Genomic DNA, 26,553 nt, shown 5'->3' on the forward strand with positions numbered 1-26,553 from the left:
TGACGGCTTTGGTAACCGGAAAAACCTTATCCCTCTGAAACCACCACTTGTAATTCAATTTGCACCTTGGGGTGCAGTTTAACGGTGACATTATAGGAGCCCAGGTTTTTAATTGGTGATTTCAAAACTATTTTTTTCTTATCTACTTTAATCTTGTGCTCCTTTTTTAAGTGGTCGGCTATATCCTTATTGCTGATTGCGCCAAATAATTTACCGGCATCACCCACCTTGGCAGTGAGCTCCACCCTTATTTCCTTTAGTTTTTCAGCCAATTCCTTGGCTTCCTCTTCAATTTGTTTTTTCTTGCGGTTTTCCGCCTTTTTAAGCTCAGCAAGTTCATTTAGTTTTCCCTGGGAGGCCTCGGTGGCTAAATTCCGCGGGATTAAATAATTTCTTCCGTAACCTTCGGCTACATCTATTACCTCACCTTTTTTGCCCAGTTTGGGTACATCTTGCAAGAGTATTACTTTCAATGTTTATATTCCCCCTTATCACCGGAATCGGTGTTATTGTTTATTCTACGCACATCCAGTAAAGGATCCATCACGCCTACCCCTATTAACAGAAAGGGTGTAAAGGGCCACATTGCCAGCAGAAATACAAATATTAACTTGATCCAAGGGCTGATTTGCAGTTTCTTATAGTAATAGGCAGCCACCGACAAACCTAAAAGCAGAAAAGAGACGCCAAAAACATAGAGCATGTTTTTGCCCACGGTGGCTATTAAAACAAATTCATATCTATCCCCAATCAGGGTTAATCCTAAACCTACTATTACCCCCCACACAGTGTACCAGGGGTAGGTCCACCGGCTAAAGGGAGGTAGAGGAGGAATATCCTTATTCATACGCACCATTACTGCCCGGGATAAAAGATATGTCAGCAGTGTTGACAGCATGGAACTGATAATAAGGATACCCGGTGCCAGCAGGGCCAGCATGCGCATGGTTCCGTATACTGTTTCCCTTAATTCTGCAGTATCAACCTCGGTAAGCATATCAGTTTCTTCATAATAGGCAATGCTTTCTTCCACAATTAATTCCAACTGTTCTTCCAGCTGCAGCGGGTTTACGCCCATTATCAGCAGTGTAAAGCCTAAAATGATGAGGGTCAGACAGGCAGCGGCAAGGGTGCCAATGGCAATACTTTTTCCCGCCGAAACATGATTTTTAAATAAGAGCCCTAATAATAGACCCATTAAACCAAACTGTATTACCAAGACAGTAACGGTAAGGGGGTCAGGAAATAGCATTAGCAGCAGTAAATAAGCCACCACCAGGGACATTACCGCTTTTTTTAAGCCATTTCGATATACCATTAGTATTAAGGGTATTGGAAATAACAAACTGCTTATGGGCAGCAGCAGCGGTATGTACAGCCCAAGGAGAACAAATAAGCCCATTAAAGCTGCAGACAATGCACCTTCAACCAGTCCCCTAACGGGAGAGTTATTGTTAATCAATCGCATCATTTCTTATCTGACCGGTACTGCAGTAATTCAGACAAATCACCGTACCAGCGCTCCACCTGATGATTTTCGTCAATGCTTTCCCTTAGTTTTGATTCCACCTTAATATCCAGCCTGGAAAAGTTAATGCCTAACCTTCTTCCCAGTACATAGGTTGATATTATTAAACTGGCCAGTGCATCTAAAATTCTTTCTTCACTGCCCTTTACCATGGCTTTAAACAAGGCTGCCGCCGATGACAAAATATCAGCTTTCAACCATTCTATTATTCTAATATTTTTGGCAATGCCGCTTTCTTGATTAGGTGATGGAAACATGCCACCCCTCCTTAAAAAGGGTTGTTGATAACAGGTCGTTAAACATGTAGTATTTCTAGCTTTTTTAATTTTTCTCCTGCCGCAAACTTTTGTTATTTATAGTGCTTTTTGTTAATAAAAAACCGAGGCCTAAGCCCCGGTCGGTTTTTTATTCCAGAGTATATGGTAACAATGCAACGTTACGTGCTCTTTTAATGGACAGTGTTAACATACGCTGGTGTTTTGCACAATTCCCCGAAATTCTGCGGGGAAGTATTTTACCGCGTTCAGTAATATATTTTTTCAGCCGAGGCACGTCTTTGTAATCAATCTCAGCTATTTTATCAGCACAAAAGCTGCACACACGTCTTCTGCCTCTGCGACGCTCTTTACGCACAGTATCCCTCCTTATCTAGAACGGAACATCGTCATCGTCATCGGAGAAACTAATTTCGCTGGCATAGCCACCGCCGTCCCCTTGGCCGGCACTCATTGGGGCGTCCTTGTCCCTTGCCCTGTCAAGAAAACGAACATTATCGGCAACAACTTCTGCGGCCTTCCGTCTTATACCTTGGCTGTCGTCATAGGAACGGATTTGCAATCTTCCTTCCACCGCTACCAAACGCCCCTTGCTCAAGTTGTTGGCAACGATTTCAGCAAGTTTTTGCCAGGTGACTACATCTATAAAGTCAGTTTCTCTCTCCCCTTGCCTATTGACAAACGGTCGATCAACTGCAATGGTAAACCTTGTTACTGCCAGGCCACTGGTAGTATAACGGGGTTCAGGGTCTCGTGTCAGTCTACCAATTAATATTATTTTATTTAACATAATAATCACTCCGAAACCCAAATTGCTTTTATTCTTCTTTGCGAATAATCATATGTCTGATTACTTCATCGGTAATCTTCAGCACACGATCCATCTCATCTGCCACTTGGGCAGTGCCTTTGAAGTAGACAACCACATAGTATCCTTCTCTGAGCTTATTTATTTCGTATGCCAGCCGTCTTTTACCCCATTTGTCAACCTTGACTGTTTCACCGCCTTGTTTTTCAATCAGGCCGGTGACTTTTTCAACCACTGCCTCAGTGGCTTCCTCTTCAAGGTCGGGGCGAATTATGAACATTACTTCGTAACTACGCAACCCTTTTACACCTCCTCCCATGGACTTTGGCCCCACCTCTTTGGATGGAGCGGGGGATATACTAAGTTATTACAACTACAAGATTATATCACAGCAGTTTATTATTGGCAAGAACTTGTATTATTTTGTTCAATTATGGCCTTTAATGATTTTTCAAATTTAGGTCTCGGAAGCAGCAACACCCTTTTACAGGTTGTACACTTAATTCTAATATCAACACCTGTTCTCATTATCTCCCACAGGTCACCCCCACAGGGGTGGGTTTTTTTCATTTTAACAATATCTCCCACTTGGTATCGGTTCATACTCTCTTCCCTTCCTAAAATAGAATATATCTTATTAACCGGGCAGGTTGGCAGTGGCCCGTCATGGCCTACCCCTCACCCGGTTTTCTGTTTTACTGTTCTAAGAAGACCTTGTAGGCCAGATATGATGCATACACATCCACCTTGCTGACAACTTCAAAGGGAGAGTGCATACCTATTACCGGCACCCCGCAGTCCAGCACATCCATACCGTATGCCGCCATCATATGGGCTATTGTTCCGCCGCCCCCCTGGTCCACCTTCCCCAGTTCCCCTGTTTGCCAGGGAATATTGTTTTCGGTAAGCAGGTTTTTTACATAGGCCACAAATTCTGCATGGGCGTCGTTGGTATTGACCTTACCGCGGCTGCCGGTGTACTTGGTGAGCACCACCCCGTGGCCCATTTTAGACGAGTTTAGCCTTTCCATCACCTCGGGGTAGTTAGGGTCAAGGGCAGCCATTACATCGGCTGAAAGGGCCCTTGAGTTTGCCAGGCAGCGGCGCAGGGTCAATTCGCCATAGGGCGGGGCCAGTCTTTCTATTATTTCGGCCATGAAGTTTTCAAATACCCTGGCCTTCATGCCGGTGTTGCCTGTGGAGCCTATTTCTTCTTTATCTAAAAAAAGAGCCACCCCTGTGTAGTCCGGGGCCTCAGTTTCTAAAATAGCCCGCAGGGAGGTGTAAACACATACCCTGTCATCTTGTCCATAGGCACCCACCATACTGCTGTCCAGCCCCACATCCCTGGCGCCCCAAGCCGGTACCACTTCAAATTCTGCGCTGATAAAATCTTCTTCAGCCAGTCCGTAGTCTTTATTCAGCCTTTCCAAGAGGGCCAGTTTAACAGGCTCTTTAATTTGGCGGCCCTCTAAAGGTATGCCCCCAAAGATGACATTAAGCCCTTCCCCTTCCACCGCATCCATCATCTTCTTCTCCATTTGGTCCTTGGCCAGGTGGGGCAGCAGGTCGCTGATGGTAAAGACCGGATCCTCTTTTCCGGTCCCGATCACTACCGGTATACAGGTGCCGTCTTTTCTGCACGCCACCCCATGTAAGGCCAGGGGAATACCTAGCCACTGGTATTTTTTTACCCCCCCGTAATAGTGGGTTTTAAGAAGGGCCAGCCCTTCCTTCTCGTAGAGAGGGAGGGGTTTTAAATCCAGTCTGGGTGCATCGGTATGGGAGCCCAGTATTTTACAGCCCCTTTCAAGGGGTTTTTTACCGATAATGGCCAACATCACCGCTTTGTTCCGGTAGTTTAACATTACCTTACTACCCGGCTGCAGCCTATCCACATCATTAATAGGAATAAAGTGGTGCTCCCGGGCCATCTGCTCAATTTGAAATGCAGCTTCCCTTTCTGTTTTAGCCGCATCGAGGAAGGCCTTGTAGCCTTCATTAAAAGAGAATATTTCCTTCCTCTCTTTTGTGTTCATCCTCAACCAGACACTGCTTCTTTTGTATTCCAATTCTTCAGCCTTGTGTTTATTATGGTGCATATTTACCCCCTATAATTATAAAAAAAATGTATAAAATCGCTTCCTTGGCACCTTGATAAGAGGTCCAAAAAGATATTTGCCACATGGGATTCTTTCAAAATATCGGCTTGAAAAGGTTGTAGAATTAATATAATTATCAGCACTACTAATATACCCCGGGCCACACCAAAAAGTGCACCCCCCAGGCGGTTAATGGGGGACAAGAGACCCCAGCCAAGCAGTTTGTTAATTAGCCTGCCCATAAGCTTAACCGCCAGATCCGTCATTATTAATAATATAATAAAACAAATTATGCTTAGCAATCCCCGGGACAGTGTTAAGAGCAGGGTATCCCCCAGGCCATTATTTAATAGGGCGGTGCTTGCCGGGTCGGGGTGGTAGGCCGGTACATATAGGTTTAAGAGCGGCTTAAACAGCTGCATTAATTTTTCATCAAACTGCCAGCCCACAATTAACCAATCCGCCAAGGCCTGATAATTTTTAACGGCCACCAGCAGCCCCAATAATATACTCAATAGGCCGGTAAGGGAGAGAATTAATCCCGACAAAAGGCCCCTGCAGGTGGAATATATTAGTACGATAAGAATTACCCCATCAACCCAGTTCAATTAATATAACACCTCTGTAATCAAATAAATTTACCCCTTTTATATAAGGGCGCTGTCAGCAGTGTGAAGGTTAAGATTAGTCCGGCATAGCCAAATAGAGGATAAATGGTCTGCACCAGCCTGGGAAAATCTAATATGGTCAGGGGTAAAACAGCAAGACACACAGACAGGCCCACTGCCTTATACCTTCTACCCCCATGGGGGGCAGCCCTACTGGCAATGCCGTGGGCATTGGCGATGGCCGTGGTTATTATTGCCAACCAGATCAATAAAGCAAAAACAGTTTTAAGCACCGGTGCTATGGTCTCTGCCATGAAGAGCATAGGTACAGGATAATTAAATATATCCGGGTAGAACATTAAGCCTGCCAAGGTTACAAGGGCAATGGTTACACCCAGGAGGACGCCGCCGCTTATTCCTGCCATAATACCTGTTCCCATTGTAACCATTCTTCCCAGGGATGACAATGCTGCCAGCGGAACTACCAGGTTATAAGATACATAGAGGATGCCGGCCCAGAGCCAGTGTTTTGCAACCTTTGGTTCTATGGCCCGGTATTCTATTGCCGGAAAATTAATTTCACCGTTTTTTATAACCATTAAAGCAATGAAAACGACCACCATTAATTTTATAGGTACCAGTAGTAAATTGGCGGATAAAACCCGCTCCACCCCTCCCCACAATACCAAACAGGTAATTATTAATGCCAAGGTAATACCCAGGTACTTGGGCAGGGCCAAGTATTGATATAGGACCGCTCCACTGCCCGCAAACATTACTCCCAGGCCGCCCACCAACATCATCAGGCTGAGGACATCTATCAGCTTACCGGCGGGCCCAATCATATGCTGCAGCAATTGTTGATAGTTATTTGTTTGTAAACCGGTGGACAAATACATTATCATCATCCCCAGATAAGCAAAAAAAACGGTTGCCACTGCAGCCCCAAAGAGACCCTGATATCCATAACTAATAAAAAATTGCAGTATTTCTTGCCCCGAAGCAAAGCCCGCCCCGATAACCGCTCCTATATATAAGGTAATGATTTTTATAAACATATCAAAATTTTTATTCACAGGCCACCTCCTAAGCTATATTAAGATAACTATGCCCTGATTTGTTTAAGCTGACCAAAAAAATAAAGAAAGAAGAATAATTGTATGGCCATATGGGCATATATATATTAGTTAAGTTATTGAGTGATATAGTAAGGAGGAAATCTTATGGCTGTGGTTAATCAGTTAGAACGCCTTGAAAATATACCCAAAACCGTCATTTTCCACGATGATCATATGGCGGTGGAAAAATTTAGTTGGGATTTAACATATAAACTTATGAAAAGTGATTATAAGGGTGAAAGGCCTTTGGTATTGGTATGTATTGGCACAGACCGATCCACAGGCGATTGTTTGGGACCGCTGGTTGGCAGTAAATTAAGTGAAGTTGATCAAAACTTTTATCATGTTTATGGCACCTTAAAGGACCCTGTTCATGGCAGTAACCTAGAAGAAAAAATAGAGGAAATTTATAATAAATACGATAATCCTTTAATTATTGCCCTTGATGCCTGCCTGGGTAAGTTAGAAAATGTAGGCTCGGTATGCATTGGCATGGGGGCCTTAAAACCCGGAGCCGGTGTTAATAAAAGGCTGCCAAAGGTTGGAGATATTTATATCACAGGAATAGTAAATGTGGGCGGCTTCATGGAATATCTGGTTTTGCAAAATACTCGCTTAAATTTAGTAATGCAATTGGCAGACTTTATTAAAGAGGGGTTATTGGGGACAATAGCAGAATATAAACAAACTAAAGCTCAGGTGATGTAACCTGAGCTTTAACTATTTATTACCGATAACACATTCCTCTTCAGGGGTTAAATACTGTTCTGACTTACCTGCCTCTATCTGTTTTGCATAAAGGCGCGACTCTTCCCGGGTGCAAATATTAGTCATCACCAAACCGTCCTTATTACCGTCCAAGAGGGCCAGCGAAAAACTGAGCTTGCTGCCTACATTGTCAAAGGCGTTAAACCTCAGCATTTCAGGCGTTTTAACACATTTTTTTAATTCTTCGCTTATATCATCGGTTTTTATTTTTAATTCATTTAAATACTTTTCTGCATCCTCCACTCTGCCGGCAAAGGATAGGGTTATTTCTTCCAGACTCCTGTTATCTATTCCCCTTGTCAGCCTATTGTACTTTCTTATCATTTTTTTCAATCGCGACCAAAGGATAATTTGTGTCAACAGACTGATCAATAATAAGCTGCCGAGGGCAATGATTATATAAGAATTGTATTGTTCCATTAGTTCCAGCATGGTTAAGTACCTCCGGGGGTTAGCCCACTAAAATTTTTTCTGTAATCCACACAAATAAGACTGCAAGGAAAATGGCCGGCAGTAAATTTCCTATCTTTACTTTCATTATTCCCAATATATTAATACCAATGGCCGCTATAAGAAGGCCACCGGTTGCATTCATTTCGGTAATCATGCCGTCGGTAAGAAATTCTTTAAAAAAATCAGCAAGTAAAGTTATGGATCCTTGATAAAGAAAAACCGGTATTGTGGAAAAAATAACGCCTATGCCCATGGTGGAAGTAAATATTATGGCTGAAATGCCGTCCAAGGCTGATTTTGCAAAGAGAATATTTGGCTGTCCAGTCAATCCATCCTCCAAGGCACCCATGATAGCCATTGCCCCCACACAGTAAATGAGACTTGTACTTACAAAGGCCTTTGCTACCATGCCCTGGTTATTTCCGGTTTTACTTTCTAACCAGGTGCCCACCCTTTCTAACCTTTCTTCAATGTCAATATATTCACCTATTATGGCACCCAGGGCTAAACTTAATATAACAATTATTTCATTTTCAGTTTGCCATGCTGTTTTAAGCCCTATTAAAATAACAACCAGGCCTAAACCTTGCATGACAGTGCTTTTTGTTTTCTCTGATATGCCCTTTTTAAATACCATACCAACGGTTACACCTAAAGCAATGGCTGCGACATTTACCACCGTTCCTAGCAATTATAAGCACCTCTTTTGTTATAGTAGAAGGGGTGGAAACCAAGCTCCAGGTCCCCCTTTAAAAGGGGTACGGTCACCTTGCCCCAGCAAAAACCAAAGGTTTAAATCTAAAACAAAATGTTTCACGTGAAACCAATTGGATTGTTTCACGTGAAACATTTTATTCTCTGCCAACAACTAAGTCAATAATTCTGGTAAGATCTTCTTCGCTGTAAAATTCTATTTCTAACTTACCTTTACCCTTTTTACTGCTTTTTATCTGCACTTTGGTTCCCAATATTCTTTGTAGCTGGTCCTGTAAATCCACTAATTCGGGATTTATGCTTTTGCCCTTTCGCGGCTTTTGCTCTCTGTTAAGTTTTTTAACCAGCTGTTCCGTTTCCCTAACTGACAGCTGTTTTTGAGCCACTTCCTTTGCCGCGGCTATTTGTTTATGACTTTCTTCTATGGCAAGGAGGGCCCTGGCGTGCCCGGTACTAATTTCTCCCCTGTTTAACATCATTATTATATTTTCCGATAAGGTCAGTAATCGCAACATATTGGCTATTAAAGACCTGCTTTTGCCAACCCTGTCTGCCACCTGTTCTTGGGTTAAACCAAATTCTTTAATTAAACTTTGATATGCTATGGCTTCTTCGATGGGGTTTAGGTTTTCCCTTTGTAAATTTTCTATCAGTGCAACTTCTGCAGCTTCGCCGTCATTATAAGTGGCTATTACCGCCGGAATAGTTTCCTGGCCTATCATTAGGCAGGCCCGCCATCTTCTTTCACCGGCAATAAGTTGATATCCGGATTTCTCATTTCCCCTCACTACAATTGGTTGTATAACGCCGTGTTCTTTTATGGACTTAGCCAGTTCGCTGAGTTTTTCCTTGTCAATTTCCTTTCTGGGTTGTTTGGGGTTTGGTTTTATGTCTGTAACCAATATATTTTTTAAAGTCTTTTTCTCTTCGTCACTGTAATTAGGTATTAATGCCTGCAGACCCCTGCCCAAGCCCCTTTTTTTAGTCAATGCCCATCACTTCCTTCGCTAACTCTTTATATACTTCCGCTCCCCTGGATTTTGGGGCATAAATGACAACCGGTTTGCCATGGCTGGGAGCTTCGCTTAAACGCACATTGCGTGGAATTATAGTGGAGTAAACTTTTCCTTTAAAGTATTTTTTAACCTCATCCACAACTTGTATTGAAAGATTTGTTCGGGCATCAAACATGGTTAATAAAGCCCCTTCTATATCAATCCTGGGATTTAGGTGTTCCTTTACAAGCCCATAGGTGTTCATCAGTTGTCCTAAACCCTCCAGGGCATAATACTCGCATTGAATAGGTATTAATAATGAGTGGGTGGCCGTTAGGGCGTTAATAGTCAATAAACCCAAAGAGGGCGGGCAATCAATGAGAATAAAATCATATAAGGCCTCCGCCGGTGTTAGGGCAGTGCGCAAAATATGCTCCCTGCTCAGGCGGGCCACCATTTCAATTTCTGCCCCGGCCAAATTAACAGTGGCCGGAATAAGATGCAGACCGTCCACTGTGGTTGTTTTTCTGATTTCTAACAGCGGTATGCCTTCAATCAGCACATTATATATACACTTGTCCAGGTTTTCTTTATCGATACCCAGACCGCTTGTACTGTTGCCCTGGGGATCCATATCAACCAATAAAACTTTATTACCGGACATAGCTAAACAGGCCCCTAGGTTAATGGCAGTGGTTGTTTTACCCACCCCGCCCTTTTGGTTAGCTATGGCAATAATCCTACTCAAAGGACTACCCCCTAAGATATTATTATTAAAGCTATGTTCGCTGGGCTCAAAAATCTGAGATTAGTTTAAGGCTCATACAAAATGGAGGAACTTAATAGCAACTGTCTGCGCTGAATTAACCCCAAAGGCAATCTATAATTCATTAATAGTAGGGGTACCATTAAGGAACTATATATTGCTCAAGGGACTGCCCCAGCGGGAATAAACAATAATAAAAATGGGTATTATATTATTTTTATAACTTATCTTCAACAACTTGTTATTTAGTTCCTGCATTTAAATAGCAAAAATAAAAAGAGTTGCTGTGCACTCTTTTTATTTTAATTATTTTATTGGCCTTTTGGAGGGTATACCTGCTTTTCTGGGGTATTTTTCCGGGGTGGGGCGGATTTTTTTTATTTTTATTAAGGTCCTTTCATCGCCGGTGATGGGCAGTTTGATATTATAGATTTCATCAATGGCGCCGCCCAATGTTTCAATGCTCTTCATGGCCCCCTTTATTTCATCTTGGGCCTTGGCCCCTTTCATGGCTATGAAATGACCCCCTATCCTTGTATAGGGCAGGCAGTACTCTGCCAGTACAGCCAAATCTGCCACCGCCCTGGATAAAACCAGACGGTATTTTTCCCTATGGTCACCTTTTTTGCCAAAATCCTCTGCTCTGCCGTGCAGTGCCCTGATCTTGTTCAGCTGTAATTGCTCTATCACTGTGTTTAAAAAATCTATTCTCTTTTGCAAGGAGTCCAGCAAGGTGATGTTAAAGCTATCATTATATATTTTTAAAACTATTCCCGGAAAGCCGGCCCCACTTCCTAGGTCAAGTATTTGGCTGTCCTTTTCCATGCTGCCAATGGCTTTTAAACAGGTCAGAGAGTCAATAAAGTGTTTTATGGCCACTTCTTCCGGTTTCACTATGGCGGTTAAATTAACTTTTTTATTATATTCTATCAGTAGCCGGTAGTATAGATTTAGTTTATCCAGCTGCCCTTTATTGCTTTCTATACCTATTTCCCTTAAACCCTTTTCCAGAGTATCTAAAAGTATCTTATGCAAATTTACTCCTCCTGCCTTGCCGTCCTTCGCCTCTGCTCTAACCAAATCAGCAGTACAGATATATCTGCCGGGCTAACTCCGGATATACGGGCCGCTTGTCCTATTGATTGGGGTTTTATATCATTTAACTTTTGTTTTGCTTCGTTGCGCAGGCCGGCTATATCCGCATAGTCTATATCTTGAGGAAGACTTTTAGACTCCATCTTTTTAAACTTTTCCACCTGGCTCATTTGCTTCTTTATATAACCCTCGTACTTAACTTGAATCTCAACTTCCTCCAAGACATCCTGGGGCAGATCAATCTTTTCATTCAGCAATTTTTCTATAAGGGCATAATTTATTTCCGGTCTTTTAATTAGGGTAAGCAGCGGTGTTTTTTGTTCTATTTCTGTGGTGCCTGCTTCTTTTAATAGTTCGTTAACTTCCTGGGTAGCCGGAACAGATGTTTGTTTTAACCTTTCTATTTCTTGGTTAATTTGTTCTTTCTTTGTATTGAATACCTGCCATCTATAATCATCCACCAAACCCACTTTTCTTCCTATTTCTGTTAATCTTAAATCAGCGTTATCTTGCCTTAGCAGCAGGCGATATTCAGCCCTCGATGTTAACAGCCGATAGGGTTCCGAGGTTCCCTTGGTAATTATATCGTCTATTAAAACGCCTATATAGGCGTCAGCCCGGGACAGGATCACAGGGGGCTGATTTTGCACATAACGCGCTGCATTTATGCCGGCCATTAAGCCTTGGGCGGCTGCCTCTTCGTAGCCCGAGGTTCCATTTACCTGGCCGGCCATAAATAAACCGGCTATTTCTTTATATTCTAAAGACGGTTTTAGTTGGGTGGGGACGATGCAGTCGTACTCTATGGCATAGGCCGGCCGCATAATTTCCACCTTTTCCAATCCGGGTATAGTTCTTAACATTTTATACTGTACATCTTCCGGTAAGCTGCTGGACATACCCTGGACATACATTTCATAGGTGTTTAAACCTTCGGGTTCTATAAATACCTGATGTTTAGGTTTATCTGCAAACCGCACCACCTTGTCTTCTATGGAGGGGCAGTAGCGGGGACCAACCCCCTCTATAATTCCTGCATAGAGGGGTGATCTATGTAAATTTTCCCTAATCACCCGGTGGGTAGTTTCATTGGTATAGGTTAACCAGCAGGATACTTGGCTTCTCTTGCTTATCTTAGATAAAAAGGAAAAATTATGTACTTTTTCATCCCCGGGCTGTTCAATCATTTTTGAAAAGTCTATTGTGCGGTAGTCAACCCTGGCAGGTGTCCCTGTTTTAAACCGCACCGTTTTTATCCCTAAATCCCTAAGGTTATCGGACAGTTTTACCGAGGCCCGCTGGGCATTGGGGCCGCCGCTGTAATGGATGTCCCCAATAAATATTTTACCCTTCAGATAAGTACCGGCAGTGATTACAAGGGCAGGGGCATGATAGACCGCACCGGTATGGGTTACCACACCCTTTATTTCTCCCTTTTCCACTATAATCTTTTCCACCAGCAACTGTTTTATATCCAATCTTTCTTGGCTTTCCAATACCTTTTTCATGTTGCTTTGGTATCTGCTTTTATCGCATTGGGCCCTTAGGGCATGTACCGCCGGCCCCTTACCTGTGTTTAACATCCTCATTTGGATGGCATTCCGGTCTGTATTTAAGGCCATTTCCCCGCCCAGGGCATCTATTTCTTTAACCAGGTGAGATTTGGCAGGCCCTCCTATGGCGGGGTTGCAAGGCATGAGAGCAATGTTATCCATATTTAAAGTTAACACTAAGGTACGGCATCCCATTCTTGCAGAAGCAAGGGCCGCTTCACAGCCCGAGTGTCCGGCTCCCACAACTATCACATCGTATTTTCCAGCTAAATATTCCACCATGTACACCTCATTTGCCAATACAAAAGTCTTTAAATATTCTATCTATCAGATCTTCCCCAACTGATGTGCCGGTTATTTCTCCCAGGGCTTCCCAAGCGTTTTTCACATCAATGGAAATTAAATCAGGGGGTACACCCTTATTTATGGCATCAATTACCTCCTGGGTATAGTGCTTGGCCTTTTCTAGGGCTTGTTTATGCCTCATATTGGTGACCAAGACTTCATCCTTAATATTTACCTTGCCGCCCAACACCAGGTCAGTAATTTTATTCTCTAAAATATCCAGGCCTTCACCCAGCAAGGCAGATAACTCTATTACTTTATTAAATTTACTTTCTATTTCCTTTATTTTATTATCCTTAATATCAATTTTATTGACAATGACTATTATTTTTTTCTTTTGAATTTCTTTGAAAATCTTTTCATCCTCTTGGGTGTAGCCATCGGCGGCGTCCAAAACAAAGAGAACTAAATCAACCTTATTTATTAATTCCTTGGTGCGGTCTACCCCGATTTTCTCCACAATATCTTCCGTTTCCCTTAACCCTGCGGTATCAATTATTTTTAAGGGAATGCCGCCAATATTAACTATTTCTTCAATGATGTCCCTGGTTGTACCCGGTATATCGGTGACAATGGCCCTGTCTTCTTTTAATAAGGCATTTAACAAGGAGGATTTGCCCACATTGGGCCGGCCCACAATTAGAGTTTGCACCCCTTCCCTATATATGCGGCCGCTTTCAGCCCCTTCAATAAGCCTGCTGATTTCTTTAATTATTTCCCTGCTTTTATTATGTATCTCCATAATTGAAGCCTCTTCTATGTCATCCTCAGGAAAATCTATATTGGCTTCAATTTGTGCCAGCATGCCCAGCAAGTGATCTTGTAATTCATTGATTTTTTTTGACAGCTTACCTTGCAGCTGACCCATGGATAATTTTAAGCCTGCCTCTGTTTGAGAACGGATTACATCAATAATAGATTCTGCTTGGGCTAAATCCAGCCTGCCGTTTAAAAAAGCCCTTTTGCTGAATTCACCCGGTTCCGCAAGGCGGGCCCCATTGCTGACAACCAGTTCAAGGGTCTTTCTTAAAGGTAAAATACCCCCGTGACAATTTATTTCAACAACATCCTCACCGGTAAAACTTTTTGGTTTTATCATTTTAGATACCAGCACTTCATCTATTACTTCTTTGTTTTTAGGATTGATAATCTGGCCATAAACCATTCTAAAACCCGGTTCACTTGCCCAGTTGGTGTTATATTTAGGTTTAAATATCCTGCCGGCTATATCAAGGGCATGGGGGCCACTGATTCGTATAATTCCTATTCCTGCTTCGCCCAGCGGTGTGGCAATTGCGGCAATGGTATCTTCTAACAAAACTTAAACCTCCGATTCCAAAAAACCCAGCAACATATGTTGCTGGGTTTTTCTACAAATTTAAAATTTCCCTAGGATTTCTTAGGAGCAATAACTATTTTGCGGTAAGGTTCTTCACCTTCACTGAATGTATATATATCATCTCTTGTCTGCAAAGCTGTGTGAATAATACGCCTCTCTTGGGCATTCATCGGCTCTAAAACTACACTTTTACCTCTTCTTTTGGCCTTATCAGCAAGTCTTAAAGCTAATTTTTTCAGAGTTTCTTCCCTTCTTGTCCTGTAACCCTCAACATCCAGTATTATTTTTTGTCTTTTTTCCAGGTTTTTATTCACCGATAGATTTACTAAGTACTGTAAAGCATCCAGGGTTTCTCCACGTCTGCCTATTAAGACCCCCAGGTCTGGACCTTGCATATTAACTTTAATCGCTTGTCCATTGTCATTTACCTGTATGTCCACCGGCAGATCCATGGCCTTTACAATGCTCTGCAGTAATTCAGTGGTCTTTTTAACAGGATTCTCTTTTAAAATCACCTTTACCCTTGCCGGTTTAACGCCAAAAAAACCAAACAAACCCTTAGATGCCTCTTCTAATACTTCATACTCAATTTCATCCCTAGATACACCCAATTCGTTAACAGCATTAAGAAGGGCATCTTCTATGGTCTTACCTGTCACCTCTAAAGTTTTCAATTCTCAGCTACCTCCTTTTTTTCTGTAGCTAAGACATGTTTATTAATATAAAACTGTTGTATTGCTCCCACCAGGTTAAATATCACCCAATACAAAGCTAAACCTGAAGGAACAGTTGCGGCAATCCATCCAATTAAAGCCGGCATTACATACAACATTGTTCTCTGGGTGGTATCAGCAGTATTAGTTGTCAGTTTGGACTGCATAAAGGTGGTTACGGCAGCCAATATCGGTAAAATAAAAGTAGGATCCCTTTCTGCCAAATTTATTATAAAAATAGTCGCATGTTCGGGGTTAATAAAGTCAAAATTAAACAAGGCCCGATACAGTGCTATTAAAATTGGCATTTGTATTAATATGGGGAAGCAACCCGCCATAGGATTCACATTATGCTTTTGATATAGCTCCATGATCTTTTTTTGCATTTTTTGTGGGTCTTTTTTCTTATACTTATCCTGTATTGCCTTAATTTCAGGAGCTATTTTTTGCATCATTTTCATGGAAACCATTTGTTTCTTTGTAAGGGGATAGAGCGCAACTTTAATAATCACTGTCAGCAAGACAATTGCCAGCGCATAGCTGGGTATACCAATGGTGTCGGTAAAAAGATATAAGGAATTTATTACCGATCTCATTCCTTCAACGAGTGCATTCCACAAACCTTACTCCTCCTTTAAAATCCACGCCATTATACTGGATCGTAGCCCCCTGGGTGAAAGGGATGACATTTTATTATTCTTTTTAACGCCAGCCACAACCCCTTAATTAAACCATATTTTATTATGGCAAGTCTTGAATATTCAGAACATGTGGGATAAAACCTGCAGGTGCGTGGTTTTAAAGGAGATATTATTTTTTGGTATATCCAAATTAACCCAAGCACCGCCCTTTTAATCATGGTTCACATCTCCTAAACCGTGCATGTTTATTTAACAATTTTAAAACACTTTTTTCCAGTTCCTGATAATCAGAATCTTGAGCGGCTGTTCTAGCAATAATAACGTAATCATACCCTACTTCAAACCGATCTTTATTTAACCTACAAATCTCCCTTAATACCCTCTTAACTCTGTTTCTGCTTACTGCTTTACCAAATTTTTTACCTACAGAAAAACCAACACGAATGATACCGTCATCAGATTTAAGCCTGTACATAACCAAATTTTTGTCTGCCACAGATTTACCCAAACGGTATACCTTTAAAAAATCCTTGTTTTTTTTCAACCTAGTTAAATTATAACTATCCATATTATTCCTGAAATAAACATTTTTAAAGGTAGGATTTCCATAATTATGACGGCTTATACAAAATGGAAAAGGCCACGAATAAGCGGCCTTATGCTGATAATCTCTTTCTACCTTTAAGTCTTCTCCGCTTTATTACATTGCGACCGCCTTTTGTAGCCATGCGCTTTAAGAAGCCATGTAATCTTTTACGCTTGCGTTTTTTGGGTTGAAAAGTACGCTTAGGCAATAATAGCACCTCCTTAAACAAGTATTAAGCCAGTTAATATCAAATGCTTATTAAATATGCCCACTGGGCCAAGCATAAAATCAAGTTTTCAACTTAGAGACACACATTCCAATTATATATAACCATAACAAAAACGTCAAGAAATTACCAGCTTGTGTATAACTTTTGTTGCTGATAAAAACCTGTTGATAACTTCTGGAAGTTTTGGTACTATTGAGGTGTTGGGTTTTAATTTTTTTTATTTTATCAACACCACATCACAAGCCTTGTTGTTAATTATGTGAATTGATGACATAATGCCCCTTGACGGGGCGCTTTTTTAACTGATTGTTCATGCCAATGAAGGCGTTATTAGTACTTTGGGGAGGTAAAAATGTTAAAGCAAGATGTTTTAGACAGCTGGCATAAGGTGCTGGCAATACTTGAAAAAAGATTAAATAAACACTCCTTTGAAACTTGGGTTACATCGCTAACCCCCTTAGGTTGGTATAACGGTGCCATTTTAATAGAGGTGCCCAATCACTTTTCTAAGGACTGGTTGGACGAGCGATACACTCCCCTGATAAAACAGGCCTTTGGCGAAGTTTTAAATAAAGATGTTACGGTGCGCCTAATACTGGCCAGTGAGGTACCCAATAAGTTATTAAGAATACCTAATGTGGAACCTGTTTATAACGGGGCGGATTTAGACTCCAGCCCCCTTAACCCCAAGTATACCTTCGATACTTTTGTGGTAGGAAATAATAACAGATTTGCCCATGCCGCTTCACTGGCTGTGGCAGAAACCCCCGCCAAGGCCTACAATCCACTCTTTATTTACGGCGGGGTGGGTTTGGGAAAAACACACCTTATGCACGCCATTGGCCACTACATTAAAAGTAATAGCCCAAATTTAAAAATATCTTATATTACTTCGGAAAAATTCACTAACGAATTAATTAACTCCATTAGGGATGATGATCCGGCCTCATTTAGAAATAAATACCGCAAAACAGATATTTTGTTAATTGACGACATTCAGTTTCTAGCCGGAAAAGAAAGGACACAGGAGGAGTTTTTCCATACCTTTAATACATTATATGAAGCAAATAAACAGATAATTATTTCCAGTGACAGACCGCCAAAAAGCATACCTACTTTAGAAGACCGCCTTCGTTCACGGTTTGAGTGGGGTTTAATTACTGACATTCAAGCCCCTGACTATGAAACAAGGATAGCTATTTTGCGTAAAAAGGCACAGCTGGAGGGCTTAGAGGTGCCTGACGACACCATAGCTTATATTGCAAGAAAAATAGACTCTAACATCCGTGAATTAGAGGGGGCCCTCATTAGAATTATTGCCTTTGCTTCTTTAACCAACAGCCCCATTACTCCGGAGATGGCTGCCAACGTTTTAAAGGATATTTTACCGCCTAGCAAACCAAAGGTAATAACGGTGAGTTTAATACAAAAGATTGTGGCAGAGAGTTATAACATTAAGCCGGAAGAGTTGAAGGCTAAAAAAAGAACCCGGGCCGTTGCTTTTCCGAGGCAAATTGCCATGTATATAACCAGAGAGTTAACAGATTTATCTTTACCCAAAATAGGTGAAGAATTTGGCGGCCGAGACCATACCACCGTGCTCCATGCCTGCGATAAAATAACCAACGAAATACAAGAGGACTCTGAGCTGGAAGCCAGAATAAACGGTCTAATTAAAAAAATCCGGGAATAATTAACACAGGGTGTATAAGCTGTGCAGTGTTATGGGGATTAGTTTAAGAAGCCAAAAATCAGGCCCTTAATAAAGGGTAATTATTAACTTTTCTTCAACAGTGATATTAGTTATTAAAAGGCTTGTGGGGTAACACCTTAGTAGACATACCCACATAATAACAGCACCTACTACTACTGCTATCATTAAAAGATAATTATTTTAAGGGGATTATTATGAGAATAAACACCACAAAAGAAAACCTGTTAAATGGTGTCCAAATGGTACAAAGGGCTGTGTCAACCAAAAATCCAATGCCTATCCTGACCGGCATATTGCTGGAAAGTAAAGATAACAAGCTCAAGTTGACGGCCACGGATTTAGAAATCGGTATAGAATGTAATGTAGAGGTTACAACTATAGAAGAAGGGTCAATAATTGTTCCGGCCAAGTATATTACTGAAATTGTGCGAAAATTACCCGATGTACCCATAGATTTAACCGGGGACACAGAAAACAACACCATCACAATCCAGTACAATTCGTCCCAGGTAAATTTGCACGGCTTTAATGCCGATGAGTATCCGGCTTTTCCCGTGGTAGAAGGCAATCTTTCCTTTGCTATACCCACTAACACCTTTAAAGAGACTTTGAGGCAGGTGTTATATGCCACAAATACAGATGAGAGCAGGCCGGTATTTACCGGGGTTCTTTTTGAAATAAAGGACGGGCTTTTAACACTGGTTGCCACCGATACACATAGACTGGCCCTTAAGAAAGTTGCCATTGATGAAGAGCCGGCAGAGCTGGAAACAATTATCCCCGGCCGTACTTTAGGTGAAATATCCAGAATTATTAGCAACAGCGATGATGAAGATGTGATTAAGATTACCCTGGGCAGCAACCAGGCCCTATTTACAATTAAAAACACTGTAATAGTATCCAGGCTTATTGAGGGGCAATTCCCCAATTACCAAGGGGTAATTCCTAAAAATCATAAATCTAAGGTGAGAATAAAGGTTAAAGAACTTTTAGACTCAACCGAGAGGGCCGCCCTGTTAACAAAAACCGGAAGGGAAACAATTAGGCTGGATATTAAGAAGGACCTCTTGATGTTATCAGCAAACACAGATGTGGGTTTTATTCAAGAAAACTTAAATTGCTACCTTGAGGGAGAAGAGGTAAGCATATCTTTTAATGCACGGTATTTAACAGATGTGTTGCGGACAGTGGGCGAAGAGGAAATAATTTTGGAGTTAAGCGGCCCACTGAGCCCCGGGGTTATAAGGCCCCCAAGGGGAGATAATTATCTGTCTCTAATATTACCGGTTCGTACCGCATAGGAGAGAAGTATGGAAATAAAAGAAGTTCCAATAAAGGACAGCATAAAACTGGATCAGTTTTTAAAATGGGCCGGTATCACCGGCACCGGAGGGCAGAGCAAAATACTAATTAACGACAAGAGGGTAAAAGTTAATGGGAAAGTGGAAAATAAGAGGGGGCGAAAAATTTTACCCGGTGATATAATAGAGGTGGAGCAGGTAGGTAAATTTAAAGTGACTGGTTAAGAGGTGTTATCCTGATTGTTATTAACCAAAATCAGGGCGGAAATGTTCCGTAATTATAAAAGTTTTGAAATTTCTCCCGCTCAAGGGTTGAATATTTTCATTGGCCATAATGCACAGGGAAAGACAAATTTACTGGAATCAATATATTTTAACTTAAATGCATCTTCCTTCCGTGCCGGCAGTGATAGGGAAGTAATTAACTGGCAGGCCAATGCCTGTAATGTCATTAGTTTTATACGCCATGGCAAGAGAGAGTATAAGCAGACCGTTGCCGTCAACAGGGAAGGTAAAAAAAAGATTTTAGTTAACGGTGTGGAGAAAAAGAAAAAGGATCTTTTACATACCGGGGTCATATTATTTACACCGGATGACTTAAATTTAGTGAAAAACTCCCCCGGTGAAAGGCGAAAGTTTCTTGATTATGAAATAGGACCCTTTTACCCTAACTATAAATACTACTTGGGTCAATATTTAAAAATTTTATCCCATCGAAACAGTGTATTAAAGAATATTAGAAACAATGTTGAAGGCCTTGATGCCCTAGATGTATGGAATGACCAACTGGTTATTAACGGCACCAATATTTTATTGGGTAGAATTGAGGTTTTGAAAAAATTAACGCCCTTAATTAAAAGGTGGCACTCCTTAATTACCCAGGGGACTGAAAAGTTAGAAATAAATTATTTATCATCACTAAATTTAAAAAAACCCTTGCAGAAACAGGATATCCATAATAGTTTTATAGAAAGCATCAAAAAATTTAGGGACCAGGAAATAAGAAGATGTCAAAGTTTAGTTGGCCCCCACAGGGATGATGTGGTATTTTTAATAAATGGCAGGGAAGTAAAGGTCTATGGTTCACAGGGACAGCACAGAACCTTGGTTTTAAGTTTAAAGCTGGCCCAGGTGTCTTTTTTTAAGCAGCAGTTTAATACCAACCCAATATTGCTGCTGGATGATGTACTGTCCGAATTGGACAACAAGAGAAGGGAAGTATTATTGTCCGGCATTAAAGAGGGCATACAAACTTTTATAACCACCAATGATTTTTTTTATAAGGATTTAATTAACGGCAAGTACAAGTTATTTACCATACGAGAAGGGGAAGTGGCAAGTAATTGACTGACCTGGGCAGGGCTGATTTTAGTCAGTAAATTTATTAAGGAGTGGTTTTGAAATGTTTCTACATTTAGGGGGAGATGTTATGGTTTGCAAAAAAGATGTCATAGCCATAATAAACGCCAAAGCCAAACAATCTCCTGTAACCAAGGAATTTTTAGAGGTGGCAAGTGATGAGGATTTTATTAAATCAATATCCAGCGAAGAAAAGGAAAAGTCTGTTGTAATAACCACAAGGAATATATATCTCTCCCCTATCTCATGTAATACTCTGAGAAAAAGAAGCGATATAAGTAGTTTGACAGATAACACCTAAGTAACCGTGGCACACACGGTTATTTTTCTTGTAGTATTATGGACATCAATTTAAGGCAAGAAATTATTTTACAATATCAATTTTAAAACAGGTTAACTTGTGATGGATTTTTGCTTATGGTATAATATGGTTCTGAATGATTAAGGTGGAGGTTCTTCTATGTTTGAAGAAAAAAACACCAATTATGGTGCTGAAGAAATACAAGTACTTGAAGGCTTAGAAGCAGTAAGGCGCAGACCTGGCATGTATATAGGCAGTACCGGACCCAGGGGTTTACACCACCTGGTTTATGAGGTGGTAGACAACAGTATTGACGAAGCCTTGGCAGGTTACTGCGATTATGTGGAGGTTTTAATAAATAAAGATAACAGCATAACTGTTTCTGATAACGGAAGAGGAATTCCGGTGGAAAATCACCCCAAAATGGGTAAACCTGCAGTGGAAGTTGTATTGACGGTTTTGCACGCAGGGGGCAAATTTGGCGGCGGTGGATATAAAGTTTCCGGCGGTCTTCATGGGGTGGGCGTCTCTGTGGTCAACGCCCTTTCCGAATGGTTAGAAGTAGAGGTCAAAAGAAACGGCCACATCTATAAACAGCGCTTTGAAAGAGGAAAGGCAGTATCTAAATTAGAGGTTGTAGGAAAGTCCAAAATCACAGGAACAAGGGTATCCTTTAAACCGGATCATGATATCTTTGATGAATTGGAATTTAGTTTTGAAATTTTAGCCCAGCGTTTAAAAGAGCTATCTTATTTAAACAAGGGTTTAAAAATAAAAATTAAAGATGCCCGGGACCTAGCGGATTCAGAGGGGCCGAAAGAATCGACCTTTCAACATAACGGGGGCATAAATGATTTTGTCAAAAACTTAAATAAAAATAAAACTGTCCTCAACAGCAAGCCCATTTATTTTAATGGGGTTAAAGATCAGGTCTTAGTGGAAGTGGCTGTTCAATACAATGACAGTTATACAGAAAATCTATTGTCTTACGCTAATAATATTAGAACTATAGATGGGGGAACACACGAAGCCGGTTTAAAAACCGCCCTCACCAGGGTTTTTAATGATTACGCCAGGAAACACAACTTACTAAAAAACAACCAAAGTAATTTGATGGGTGAGGATATTCGGGAAGGTATGACCACCGTTATCAGTGTAAAGGTACCGGAACCGCAATTTGAAGGGCAAACCAAATCAAAACTGGGAAACAGTGAAGTAAGAGGTATTGTGGATTCGGTGGTGGCGGAAAGCCTGTCCACCTTCTTAGAAGAAAATCCCTCGGTGGCTAAGAAGATAATAGAAAAGGCAATAGCTGCATCAAGGGCCCGGGAAGCGGCACGTAAGGCCAGGGAATTAACCAGAAGAAAAAGCGCCCTGGAAAGTAACGCCCTGCCCGGTAAACTGGCCGACTGTTCAGAAAAAGATCCTGATGTGTCAGAGCTCTACCTTGTTGAAGGTGACTCTGCCGGCGGTTCTGCAAAACAAGGTAGGGATCGCCGTTTCCAGGCAATTCTGCCCTTAAGGGGTAAAATTTTAAACGTGGAAAAGGCCCGCTTGGACAAAATTTTAAACAACGAAGAAATAAGAGCAATGATTACTGCCCTTGGAACAGGCATAGGCGATGATTTTGATATAGAAAAAGCCCGTTACCATAAAATTATAATAATGACTGATGCTGACGTGGACGGAGCTCACATAAGAACGCTCTTACTGACCTTTTTCTATAGATTTATGAAGCCCCTGGTTGAAAAGGGATACTTATATATTGCTCAACCACCCCTTTATAAAATAAAAAGGGGTCAGAAAGAGTTCTATATATATAATGACCGCGAATTGGAAGAGTATTTTAAAGAAATGGGACGTAACGGCATTTCAATACAACGCTACAAGGGCTTAGGGGAAATGAATGCAGATCAATTATGGGATACAACAATGAATCCTGACAGCAGAACCTTACTGCAGGTAGACCTAATAGATGCCGAAGAAGCAGATGCCATATTCACTATGTTAATGGGCGATAAGGTTCAACCGCGCCGTGAATTTATTCAAGAAAATGCAAGGTATGTTAGAAATCTTGATATCTAGTAATATTTGAGGTGAAGAAATGCCAGAGTTAACTGGAAAGGTATTACCTATAGATATAAACAAGGAGATGCGCCAGTCCTATCTGGATTATGCAATGAGTGTTATTGTGGGCCGGGCTTTACCTGACGTAAGGGACGGTTTAAAGCCTGTTCACCGCCGCATACTCTTTGCAATGCATGAATTGGGCTTAACACCGGACAAGCCTTACCGTAAGTGTGCCAACATTGTCGGTAGGGTAATGTCTGATTTTCACCCCCACGGTGATGCAGCCATCTATGACGCTTTAGTAAGGCTGGCCCAAGATTTTTCTTGTCGTTATCCGCTTATTGACGGTCATGGAAACTTTGGCTCGGTGGACGGTGATTCTGCCGCAGCAATGAGATATACCGAAGCCAAGATGGCAAAAATATCCCTTGAACTATTAAAGGATATTGATAAAAATACCGTTGATTTTATACCAAACTATGATGAAAGAACTAAAGAGCCGGTAATATTGCCCTCAAGGATACCCAATTTGTTGGTAAACGGCTCCGGTGGCATTGCTGTGGGCATGGCCACCAATATTCCGCCCCATAACCTCGGCGAGGTTATAGAGGGAATAAAAATGTTAATTGATAATGCTGATGTAACCCTTGATGACTTAATGAAAGTTATCAAAGGACCGGACTTTCCAACCGGTGCCACCATTATGGGCAGGGAGGGAATAGTTTCAGCATTTAAAACAGGGAGAGGCTCAATAAAAATAAGAGCCAAAACAGAAATAGAGGACATTGGTAAGGGTAAACAAGCCATTATAGTAACAGAGTTACCCTATCAAGTTAATAAGGCCAGGCTGATAGAAAAAATTGCCGAGCTTGTTAGAGATAAAAAGGTTGACGGCATAACAGATTTAAGGGATGAATCTGACCGCACCGGCATGAGGATTGTAATTGAGCTGCGCAGGGATGTCAATGCAAGGGTTCTTTTAAACCAGCTCTATAAACACACCCAGCTGCAAGACACCTTTGGAGTAATAATGCTGGCCTTGGTTGACGGTCAACCGCGGGTATTAAATCTTAAAGAAGTGCTATTTTATTACCTGGAACACCAAAAAGATGTGGTAACCAGGCGCACTAAATTTGAATTGGACAAGGCAGAGGCCAGGGCCCACATTGTTGAGGGCTTACGGATAGCCGTTTCTAACATAGATGAAGTTGTGCAAATCATTAGATCTTCACGAACCACAAATGAGGCCAAGGAAAGGTTACAAAAAACATTTCAGTTAAGTGAAAAACAAGCCGATGCCATTGTGGAAATGAGATTGAGGAGCCTCACCGGTTTAGAAATTGAGAAACTGGAGGCGGAGTATAAAGACTTACTGGAAAAAATAGCTTACCTTAAATCTGTTTTGGCTGACGAGCAGTTGGTTTTATCTATTATTAAAGATGAGTTAACCGAAGTACAGAAAAAGTATGCAGATAAAAGGCGTACTGCAATCAGTGATGAAAGTACCGATTTTGTAGATACAGATTTAATTCCACAGGAAGACGTGGTTATTACCCTTACCAATTATGGCTATATAAAACGTATACCCCTGGACACCTACCGCAGCCAACGCAGGGGCGGCAGAGGTATTACCGGTATGGACACAAAAGATGAGGATGCGGTGAAACACGTTTTTGCAACCACCACCCACCACTTTATATTGTTCTTTACCACTAAGGGTAAGGTATATAGGCTAAAGGCACACGAAATACCGGAATCCGGCCGGCAAGCCAGGGGCACGGCCATAGTCAATTTGCTATATTTAGATAAAGATGAACGAATAAATGCGGTGATACCCATCGCCAGCTTTTATGATAACCACTATCTCTTTATGTGTACCGGCCAAGGTATAGTTAAAAAGACTGCCCTCAAAGAATATGATACTTCAAGAAGAGACGGTATCATTGCAATTAACTTGGATGAAAAGGACCAGCTTGTAAATGTACTCCTGACCCATGGAGATGATGAAGTAATAATAGGCACCAAAAAGGGACTGGCCATTAGATTTTCTGAGCAAGATGTCCGTCCAATGGGAAGGGTTTCCAGAGGGGTAATGGGTATAAAATTAAATGAGGGCGACCGGGTAATCGGCATGGATAAGGTGCGGGAAAACAGCTATATGTTGGTGGTTACTTCAAACGGCTTTGGAAAAAGAACACCCATAGATGAATACAGAACCCAGACCAGGGCCGGCAAAGGAATAATTAACATAAAGACTAACCAGCGCAACGGTGAAGCGGTGGACTTACATGTTGTGCAAGATGATGAAGAAATACTCTTGGTCAGTGCCGAAGGGATCATTATAAGGCTGAAGACAAAACACATATCTGTAATGGGAAGAGCAACCCAGGGTGTTACCCTGATGCGCTTAGCAAGGGGCGACAGGGTTATGGCAATGGCAAGGTTTCAGGTTGACTCATAAATAGAAGAGTGAAGCATGTAAGGGGTGGTAAAAGCCACCTCTTATTTATTTTCCCCGTAAAAATTACCATTTGACTTAGAATAAGAGAGGTGTTAAACTAGGCATTGTCGCTGTAAAGGCGGCGAGTTAAACTTCACCTTTTTTAAAAAAATTAATTAAGGATTAGGGGACTGTAGCTCAGCCGGTTAGAGCGCACGCCTGATAAGCGTGAGGTCGGTGGTTCGAGTCCACCCAGTCCCACCATTTAAAAAGTGAAAAAACATGGGGACATAGCTCAGTTGGGAGAGCACCTGCCTTGCAAGCAGGGGGTCACCGGTTCAAGTCCGGTTGTCTCCACCACTGACCCCTGGGTAAACCCAGGGGTTTTAACATTTCCCATAGTGTAAAATTGTTGTAGGAAAAAAAGAAACAAGAGACCACTCTTTTTGGTAAAATAAAGTCGAGCAAAACCCAAATTACCAAAGGAGTGTCTCTTGTGAATACTATTCTACTACAAAAATGCGAAAAATTCATTGAGCAATTATTAAATTTTTTTGCTTCAGATAGAATTAAGGCCATTGAAGAGATGGAAACCACCTTAAAAGAATACACGGACAATTTTATTGTGGATATGATGAGTGCATATCTCGAAGCCCTTGATAAATCTATAGTAGAAGACAAAACCGGCCGTAAAAACAAAGGTCTGGTAATACAAAGAAAAAATGATAAGCG

30 protein-coding genes, 2 tRNA genes and 1 pseudogene are annotated in these 26,553 nt (G+C 41.4%); 11 read left to right on the plus strand and 22 right to left on the minus strand.

The window, feature by feature from the left end; all coding sequences use genetic code 11:
* Positions 1 to 26 precede the first annotated feature (26 nt).
* The 10 genes from rplI to BR02_RS0103710 form a co-directional block, all read right to left on the minus strand.
* A complete protein-coding gene (gene rplI / locus BR02_RS0103665; RefSeq protein ID WP_031514302.1) occupies positions 27 to 473 on the minus strand; it encodes a 50S ribosomal protein L9 in 447 nt (148 codons plus the stop codon).
* Positions 470 to 1,462, minus strand: coding sequence for a YybS family protein (locus BR02_RS14305; protein ID WP_034638769.1), 993 nt, complete (start codon positions 1,460 to 1,462; stop codon positions 470 to 472). The genes rplI and BR02_RS14305 overlap by 4 nt, the downstream gene beginning before the upstream one ends.
* A 5-nt stretch (positions 1,463 to 1,467) precedes the next feature.
* On the minus strand, positions 1,468 to 1,785 hold the full coding sequence (locus tag BR02_RS0103675; protein WP_031514303.1) for a MazG-like family protein: 318 nt from the start codon (positions 1,783 to 1,785) through the stop codon (positions 1,468 to 1,470).
* Positions 1,786 to 1,933: 148 nt separating this feature from the next.
* On the minus strand, positions 1,934 to 2,161 hold the full coding sequence (rpsR, locus tag BR02_RS0103680) for a 30S ribosomal protein S18 (protein ID WP_031514304.1): 228 nt from the start codon (positions 2,159 to 2,161) through the stop codon (positions 1,934 to 1,936).
* 15 nt (positions 2,162 to 2,176) lie between these two features.
* A complete protein-coding gene (locus BR02_RS0103685) occupies positions 2,177 to 2,593 on the minus strand; it encodes a single-stranded DNA-binding protein (protein WP_031514305.1) in 417 nt (138 codons plus the stop codon).
* A gap of 28 nt (positions 2,594 to 2,621) precedes the next feature.
* A complete protein-coding gene (gene rpsF, locus BR02_RS0103690; protein ID WP_031514310.1) occupies positions 2,622 to 2,909 on the minus strand; it encodes a 30S ribosomal protein S6 in 288 nt (95 codons plus the stop codon).
* Between the two features lie 101 nt (positions 2,910 to 3,010).
* A complete protein-coding gene (locus BR02_RS0103695; RefSeq protein WP_031514311.1) occupies positions 3,011 to 3,214 on the minus strand; it encodes a DUF951 domain-containing protein in 204 nt (67 codons plus the stop codon).
* 92 nt (positions 3,215 to 3,306) lie between these two features.
* Complete coding sequence (locus tag BR02_RS0103700) at positions 3,307 to 4,713, minus strand: aminopeptidase (RefSeq protein WP_031514312.1); 1,407 nt, start codon at positions 4,711 to 4,713, stop codon at positions 3,307 to 3,309.
* Positions 4,714 to 4,715: 2 nt separating this feature from the next.
* Complete coding sequence (locus BR02_RS0103705; protein ID WP_031514317.1) at positions 4,716 to 5,321, minus strand: CvpA family protein; 606 nt, start codon at positions 5,319 to 5,321, stop codon at positions 4,716 to 4,718.
* Between the two features lie 20 nt (positions 5,322 to 5,341).
* On the minus strand, positions 5,342 to 6,397 hold the full coding sequence (locus tag BR02_RS0103710) for a YkvI family membrane protein (protein WP_238442389.1): 1,056 nt from the start codon (positions 6,395 to 6,397) through the stop codon (positions 5,342 to 5,344).
* 147 nt (positions 6,398 to 6,544) lie between these two features.
* On the opposite strand from BR02_RS0103710, the gene yyaC reads away from it, so the two are divergent.
* Positions 6,545 to 7,147: a spore protease YyaC gene (yyaC, locus tag BR02_RS0103715; RefSeq protein WP_031514321.1), complete on the plus strand. Its 603-nt coding sequence runs from the start codon at positions 6,545 to 6,547 to the stop codon at positions 7,145 to 7,147.
* Positions 7,148 to 7,159: 12 nt separating this feature from the next.
* Here yyaC and BR02_RS0103720 read toward each other — a convergent pair whose 3' ends face one another.
* The 12 genes from BR02_RS0103720 to rpmH form a co-directional block, all read right to left on the minus strand.
* Positions 7,160 to 7,639, minus strand: a complete 480-nt coding sequence (locus BR02_RS0103720) for a DUF4446 family protein (RefSeq protein WP_031514323.1) — start codon at positions 7,637 to 7,639, stop codon at positions 7,160 to 7,162.
* Positions 7,640 to 7,658: 19 nt separating this feature from the next.
* Complete coding sequence (locus BR02_RS0103725) at positions 7,659 to 8,351, minus strand: DUF554 domain-containing protein (RefSeq protein ID WP_031514325.1); 693 nt, start codon at positions 8,349 to 8,351, stop codon at positions 7,659 to 7,661.
* 160 nt (positions 8,352 to 8,511) lie between these two features.
* The gene (locus BR02_RS0103730) at positions 8,512 to 9,363 is read right to left on the minus strand and encodes a ParB/RepB/Spo0J family partition protein (RefSeq protein ID WP_031514327.1); all 852 of its coding nucleotides are present in this window, start codon (positions 9,361 to 9,363) and stop codon (positions 8,512 to 8,514) included.
* Complete coding sequence (locus BR02_RS0103735; protein WP_031514329.1) at positions 9,356 to 10,117, minus strand: ParA family protein; 762 nt, start codon at positions 10,115 to 10,117, stop codon at positions 9,356 to 9,358. The genes BR02_RS0103730 and BR02_RS0103735 overlap by 8 nt, the downstream gene beginning before the upstream one ends.
* Before the next feature lie 324 nt (positions 10,118 to 10,441).
* Complete coding sequence (gene rsmG / locus BR02_RS0103740) at positions 10,442 to 11,170, minus strand: 16S rRNA (guanine(527)-N(7))-methyltransferase RsmG (RefSeq protein WP_238442390.1); 729 nt, start codon at positions 11,168 to 11,170, stop codon at positions 10,442 to 10,444.
* Positions 11,171 to 11,172: 2 nt separating this feature from the next.
* Positions 11,173 to 13,065 (minus strand): tRNA uridine-5-carboxymethylaminomethyl(34) synthesis enzyme MnmG, encoded by a 1,893-nt coding sequence (mnmG, locus tag BR02_RS0103745; protein ID WP_420795378.1) that lies wholly within the window; start codon positions 13,063 to 13,065, stop codon positions 11,173 to 11,175.
* Between the two features lie 7 nt (positions 13,066 to 13,072).
* Positions 13,073 to 14,446 carry a tRNA uridine-5-carboxymethylaminomethyl(34) synthesis GTPase MnmE gene (gene mnmE / locus BR02_RS0103750; RefSeq protein WP_031514334.1) on the minus strand — a complete coding sequence of 458 codons (1,374 nt, stop codon included), beginning with the start codon at positions 14,444 to 14,446 and terminating at the stop codon, positions 13,073 to 13,075.
* A gap of 71 nt (positions 14,447 to 14,517) precedes the next feature.
* Entirely contained in the window at positions 14,518 to 15,141 is a 624-nt protein-coding gene (jag, locus tag BR02_RS0103755; protein WP_031514336.1) for an RNA-binding cell elongation regulator Jag/EloR, read from the minus strand.
* Entirely contained in the window at positions 15,138 to 15,800 is a 663-nt protein-coding gene (locus BR02_RS0103760; protein WP_238442391.1) for a YidC/Oxa1 family membrane protein insertase, read from the minus strand. The genes jag and BR02_RS0103760 overlap by 4 nt, the downstream gene beginning before the upstream one ends.
* A 29-nt stretch (positions 15,801 to 15,829) precedes the next feature.
* Positions 15,830 to 16,039 carry a membrane protein insertion efficiency factor YidD gene (yidD, locus tag BR02_RS0103765; RefSeq protein WP_031514340.1) on the minus strand — a complete coding sequence of 70 codons (210 nt, stop codon included), beginning with the start codon at positions 16,037 to 16,039 and terminating at the stop codon, positions 15,830 to 15,832.
* Positions 16,036 to 16,365 (minus strand): ribonuclease P protein component, encoded by a 330-nt coding sequence (rnpA, locus tag BR02_RS0103770; protein ID WP_238442392.1) that lies wholly within the window; start codon positions 16,363 to 16,365, stop codon positions 16,036 to 16,038. Before rnpA ends, yidD begins: the two co-directional genes overlap by 4 nt.
* A gap of 112 nt (positions 16,366 to 16,477) precedes the next feature.
* Positions 16,478 to 16,615 carry a 50S ribosomal protein L34 gene (gene rpmH, locus BR02_RS0103775; RefSeq protein WP_031514343.1) on the minus strand — a complete coding sequence of 46 codons (138 nt, stop codon included), beginning with the start codon at positions 16,613 to 16,615 and terminating at the stop codon, positions 16,478 to 16,480.
* 373 nt (positions 16,616 to 16,988) lie between these two features.
* Here rpmH and dnaA point away from each other — a divergent pair, with 373 nt between their 5' ends.
* The 10 genes and pseudogenes from dnaA to BR02_RS0103830 form a co-directional block, all read left to right on the plus strand.
* Positions 16,989 to 18,329 (plus strand): chromosomal replication initiator protein DnaA, encoded by a 1,341-nt coding sequence (gene dnaA / locus BR02_RS0103780; protein ID WP_031514344.1) that lies wholly within the window; start codon positions 16,989 to 16,991, stop codon positions 18,327 to 18,329.
* A gap of 215 nt (positions 18,330 to 18,544) precedes the next feature.
* The gene (dnaN, locus tag BR02_RS0103785; RefSeq protein ID WP_031514346.1) at positions 18,545 to 19,651 is read left to right on the plus strand and encodes a DNA polymerase III subunit beta; all 1,107 of its coding nucleotides are present in this window, start codon (positions 18,545 to 18,547) and stop codon (positions 19,649 to 19,651) included.
* 9 nt (positions 19,652 to 19,660) lie between these two features.
* Positions 19,661 to 19,876 (plus strand): RNA-binding S4 domain-containing protein, encoded by a 216-nt coding sequence (locus BR02_RS0103790; RefSeq protein ID WP_207640977.1) that lies wholly within the window; start codon positions 19,661 to 19,663, stop codon positions 19,874 to 19,876.
* 15 nt (positions 19,877 to 19,891) lie between these two features.
* A complete protein-coding gene (gene recF, locus BR02_RS0103795) occupies positions 19,892 to 20,998 on the plus strand; it encodes a DNA replication/repair protein RecF (RefSeq protein WP_031514350.1) in 1,107 nt (368 codons plus the stop codon).
* A 55-nt stretch (positions 20,999 to 21,053) separates the two neighbouring features.
* On the plus strand, positions 21,054 to 21,311 hold the full coding sequence (remB, locus tag BR02_RS0103800; RefSeq protein WP_031514351.1) for an extracellular matrix regulator RemB: 258 nt from the start codon (positions 21,054 to 21,056) through the stop codon (positions 21,309 to 21,311).
* Between the two features lie 159 nt (positions 21,312 to 21,470).
* Positions 21,471 to 23,396 (plus strand): DNA topoisomerase (ATP-hydrolyzing) subunit B, encoded by a 1,926-nt coding sequence (gene gyrB / locus BR02_RS0103805; protein ID WP_031514353.1) that lies wholly within the window; start codon positions 21,471 to 21,473, stop codon positions 23,394 to 23,396.
* A 19-nt stretch (positions 23,397 to 23,415) separates the two neighbouring features.
* Positions 23,416 to 25,842: a DNA gyrase subunit A gene (gyrA, locus tag BR02_RS0103810; RefSeq protein WP_031514355.1), complete on the plus strand. Its 2,427-nt coding sequence runs from the start codon at positions 23,416 to 23,418 to the stop codon at positions 25,840 to 25,842.
* A 166-nt stretch (positions 25,843 to 26,008) separates the two neighbouring features.
* A tRNA-Ile gene (locus BR02_RS0103815) sits at positions 26,009 to 26,085 on the plus strand.
* Positions 26,086 to 26,105: 20 nt separating this feature from the next.
* A tRNA-Ala gene (locus tag BR02_RS0103820) sits at positions 26,106 to 26,181 on the plus strand.
* Positions 26,182 to 26,317: 136 nt separating this feature from the next.
* Positions 26,318 to 26,553: pseudogene (locus tag BR02_RS0103830) on the plus strand (ISLre2 family transposase); the annotation flags it as partial.

The sequence above is a fragment of the Desulfofalx alkaliphila DSM 12257 genome (genome assembly GCF_000711975.1).
Lineage (GTDB): Bacteria > Bacillota > Desulfotomaculia > Desulfotomaculales > Desulfohalotomaculaceae > Desulfofalx > Desulfofalx alkaliphila.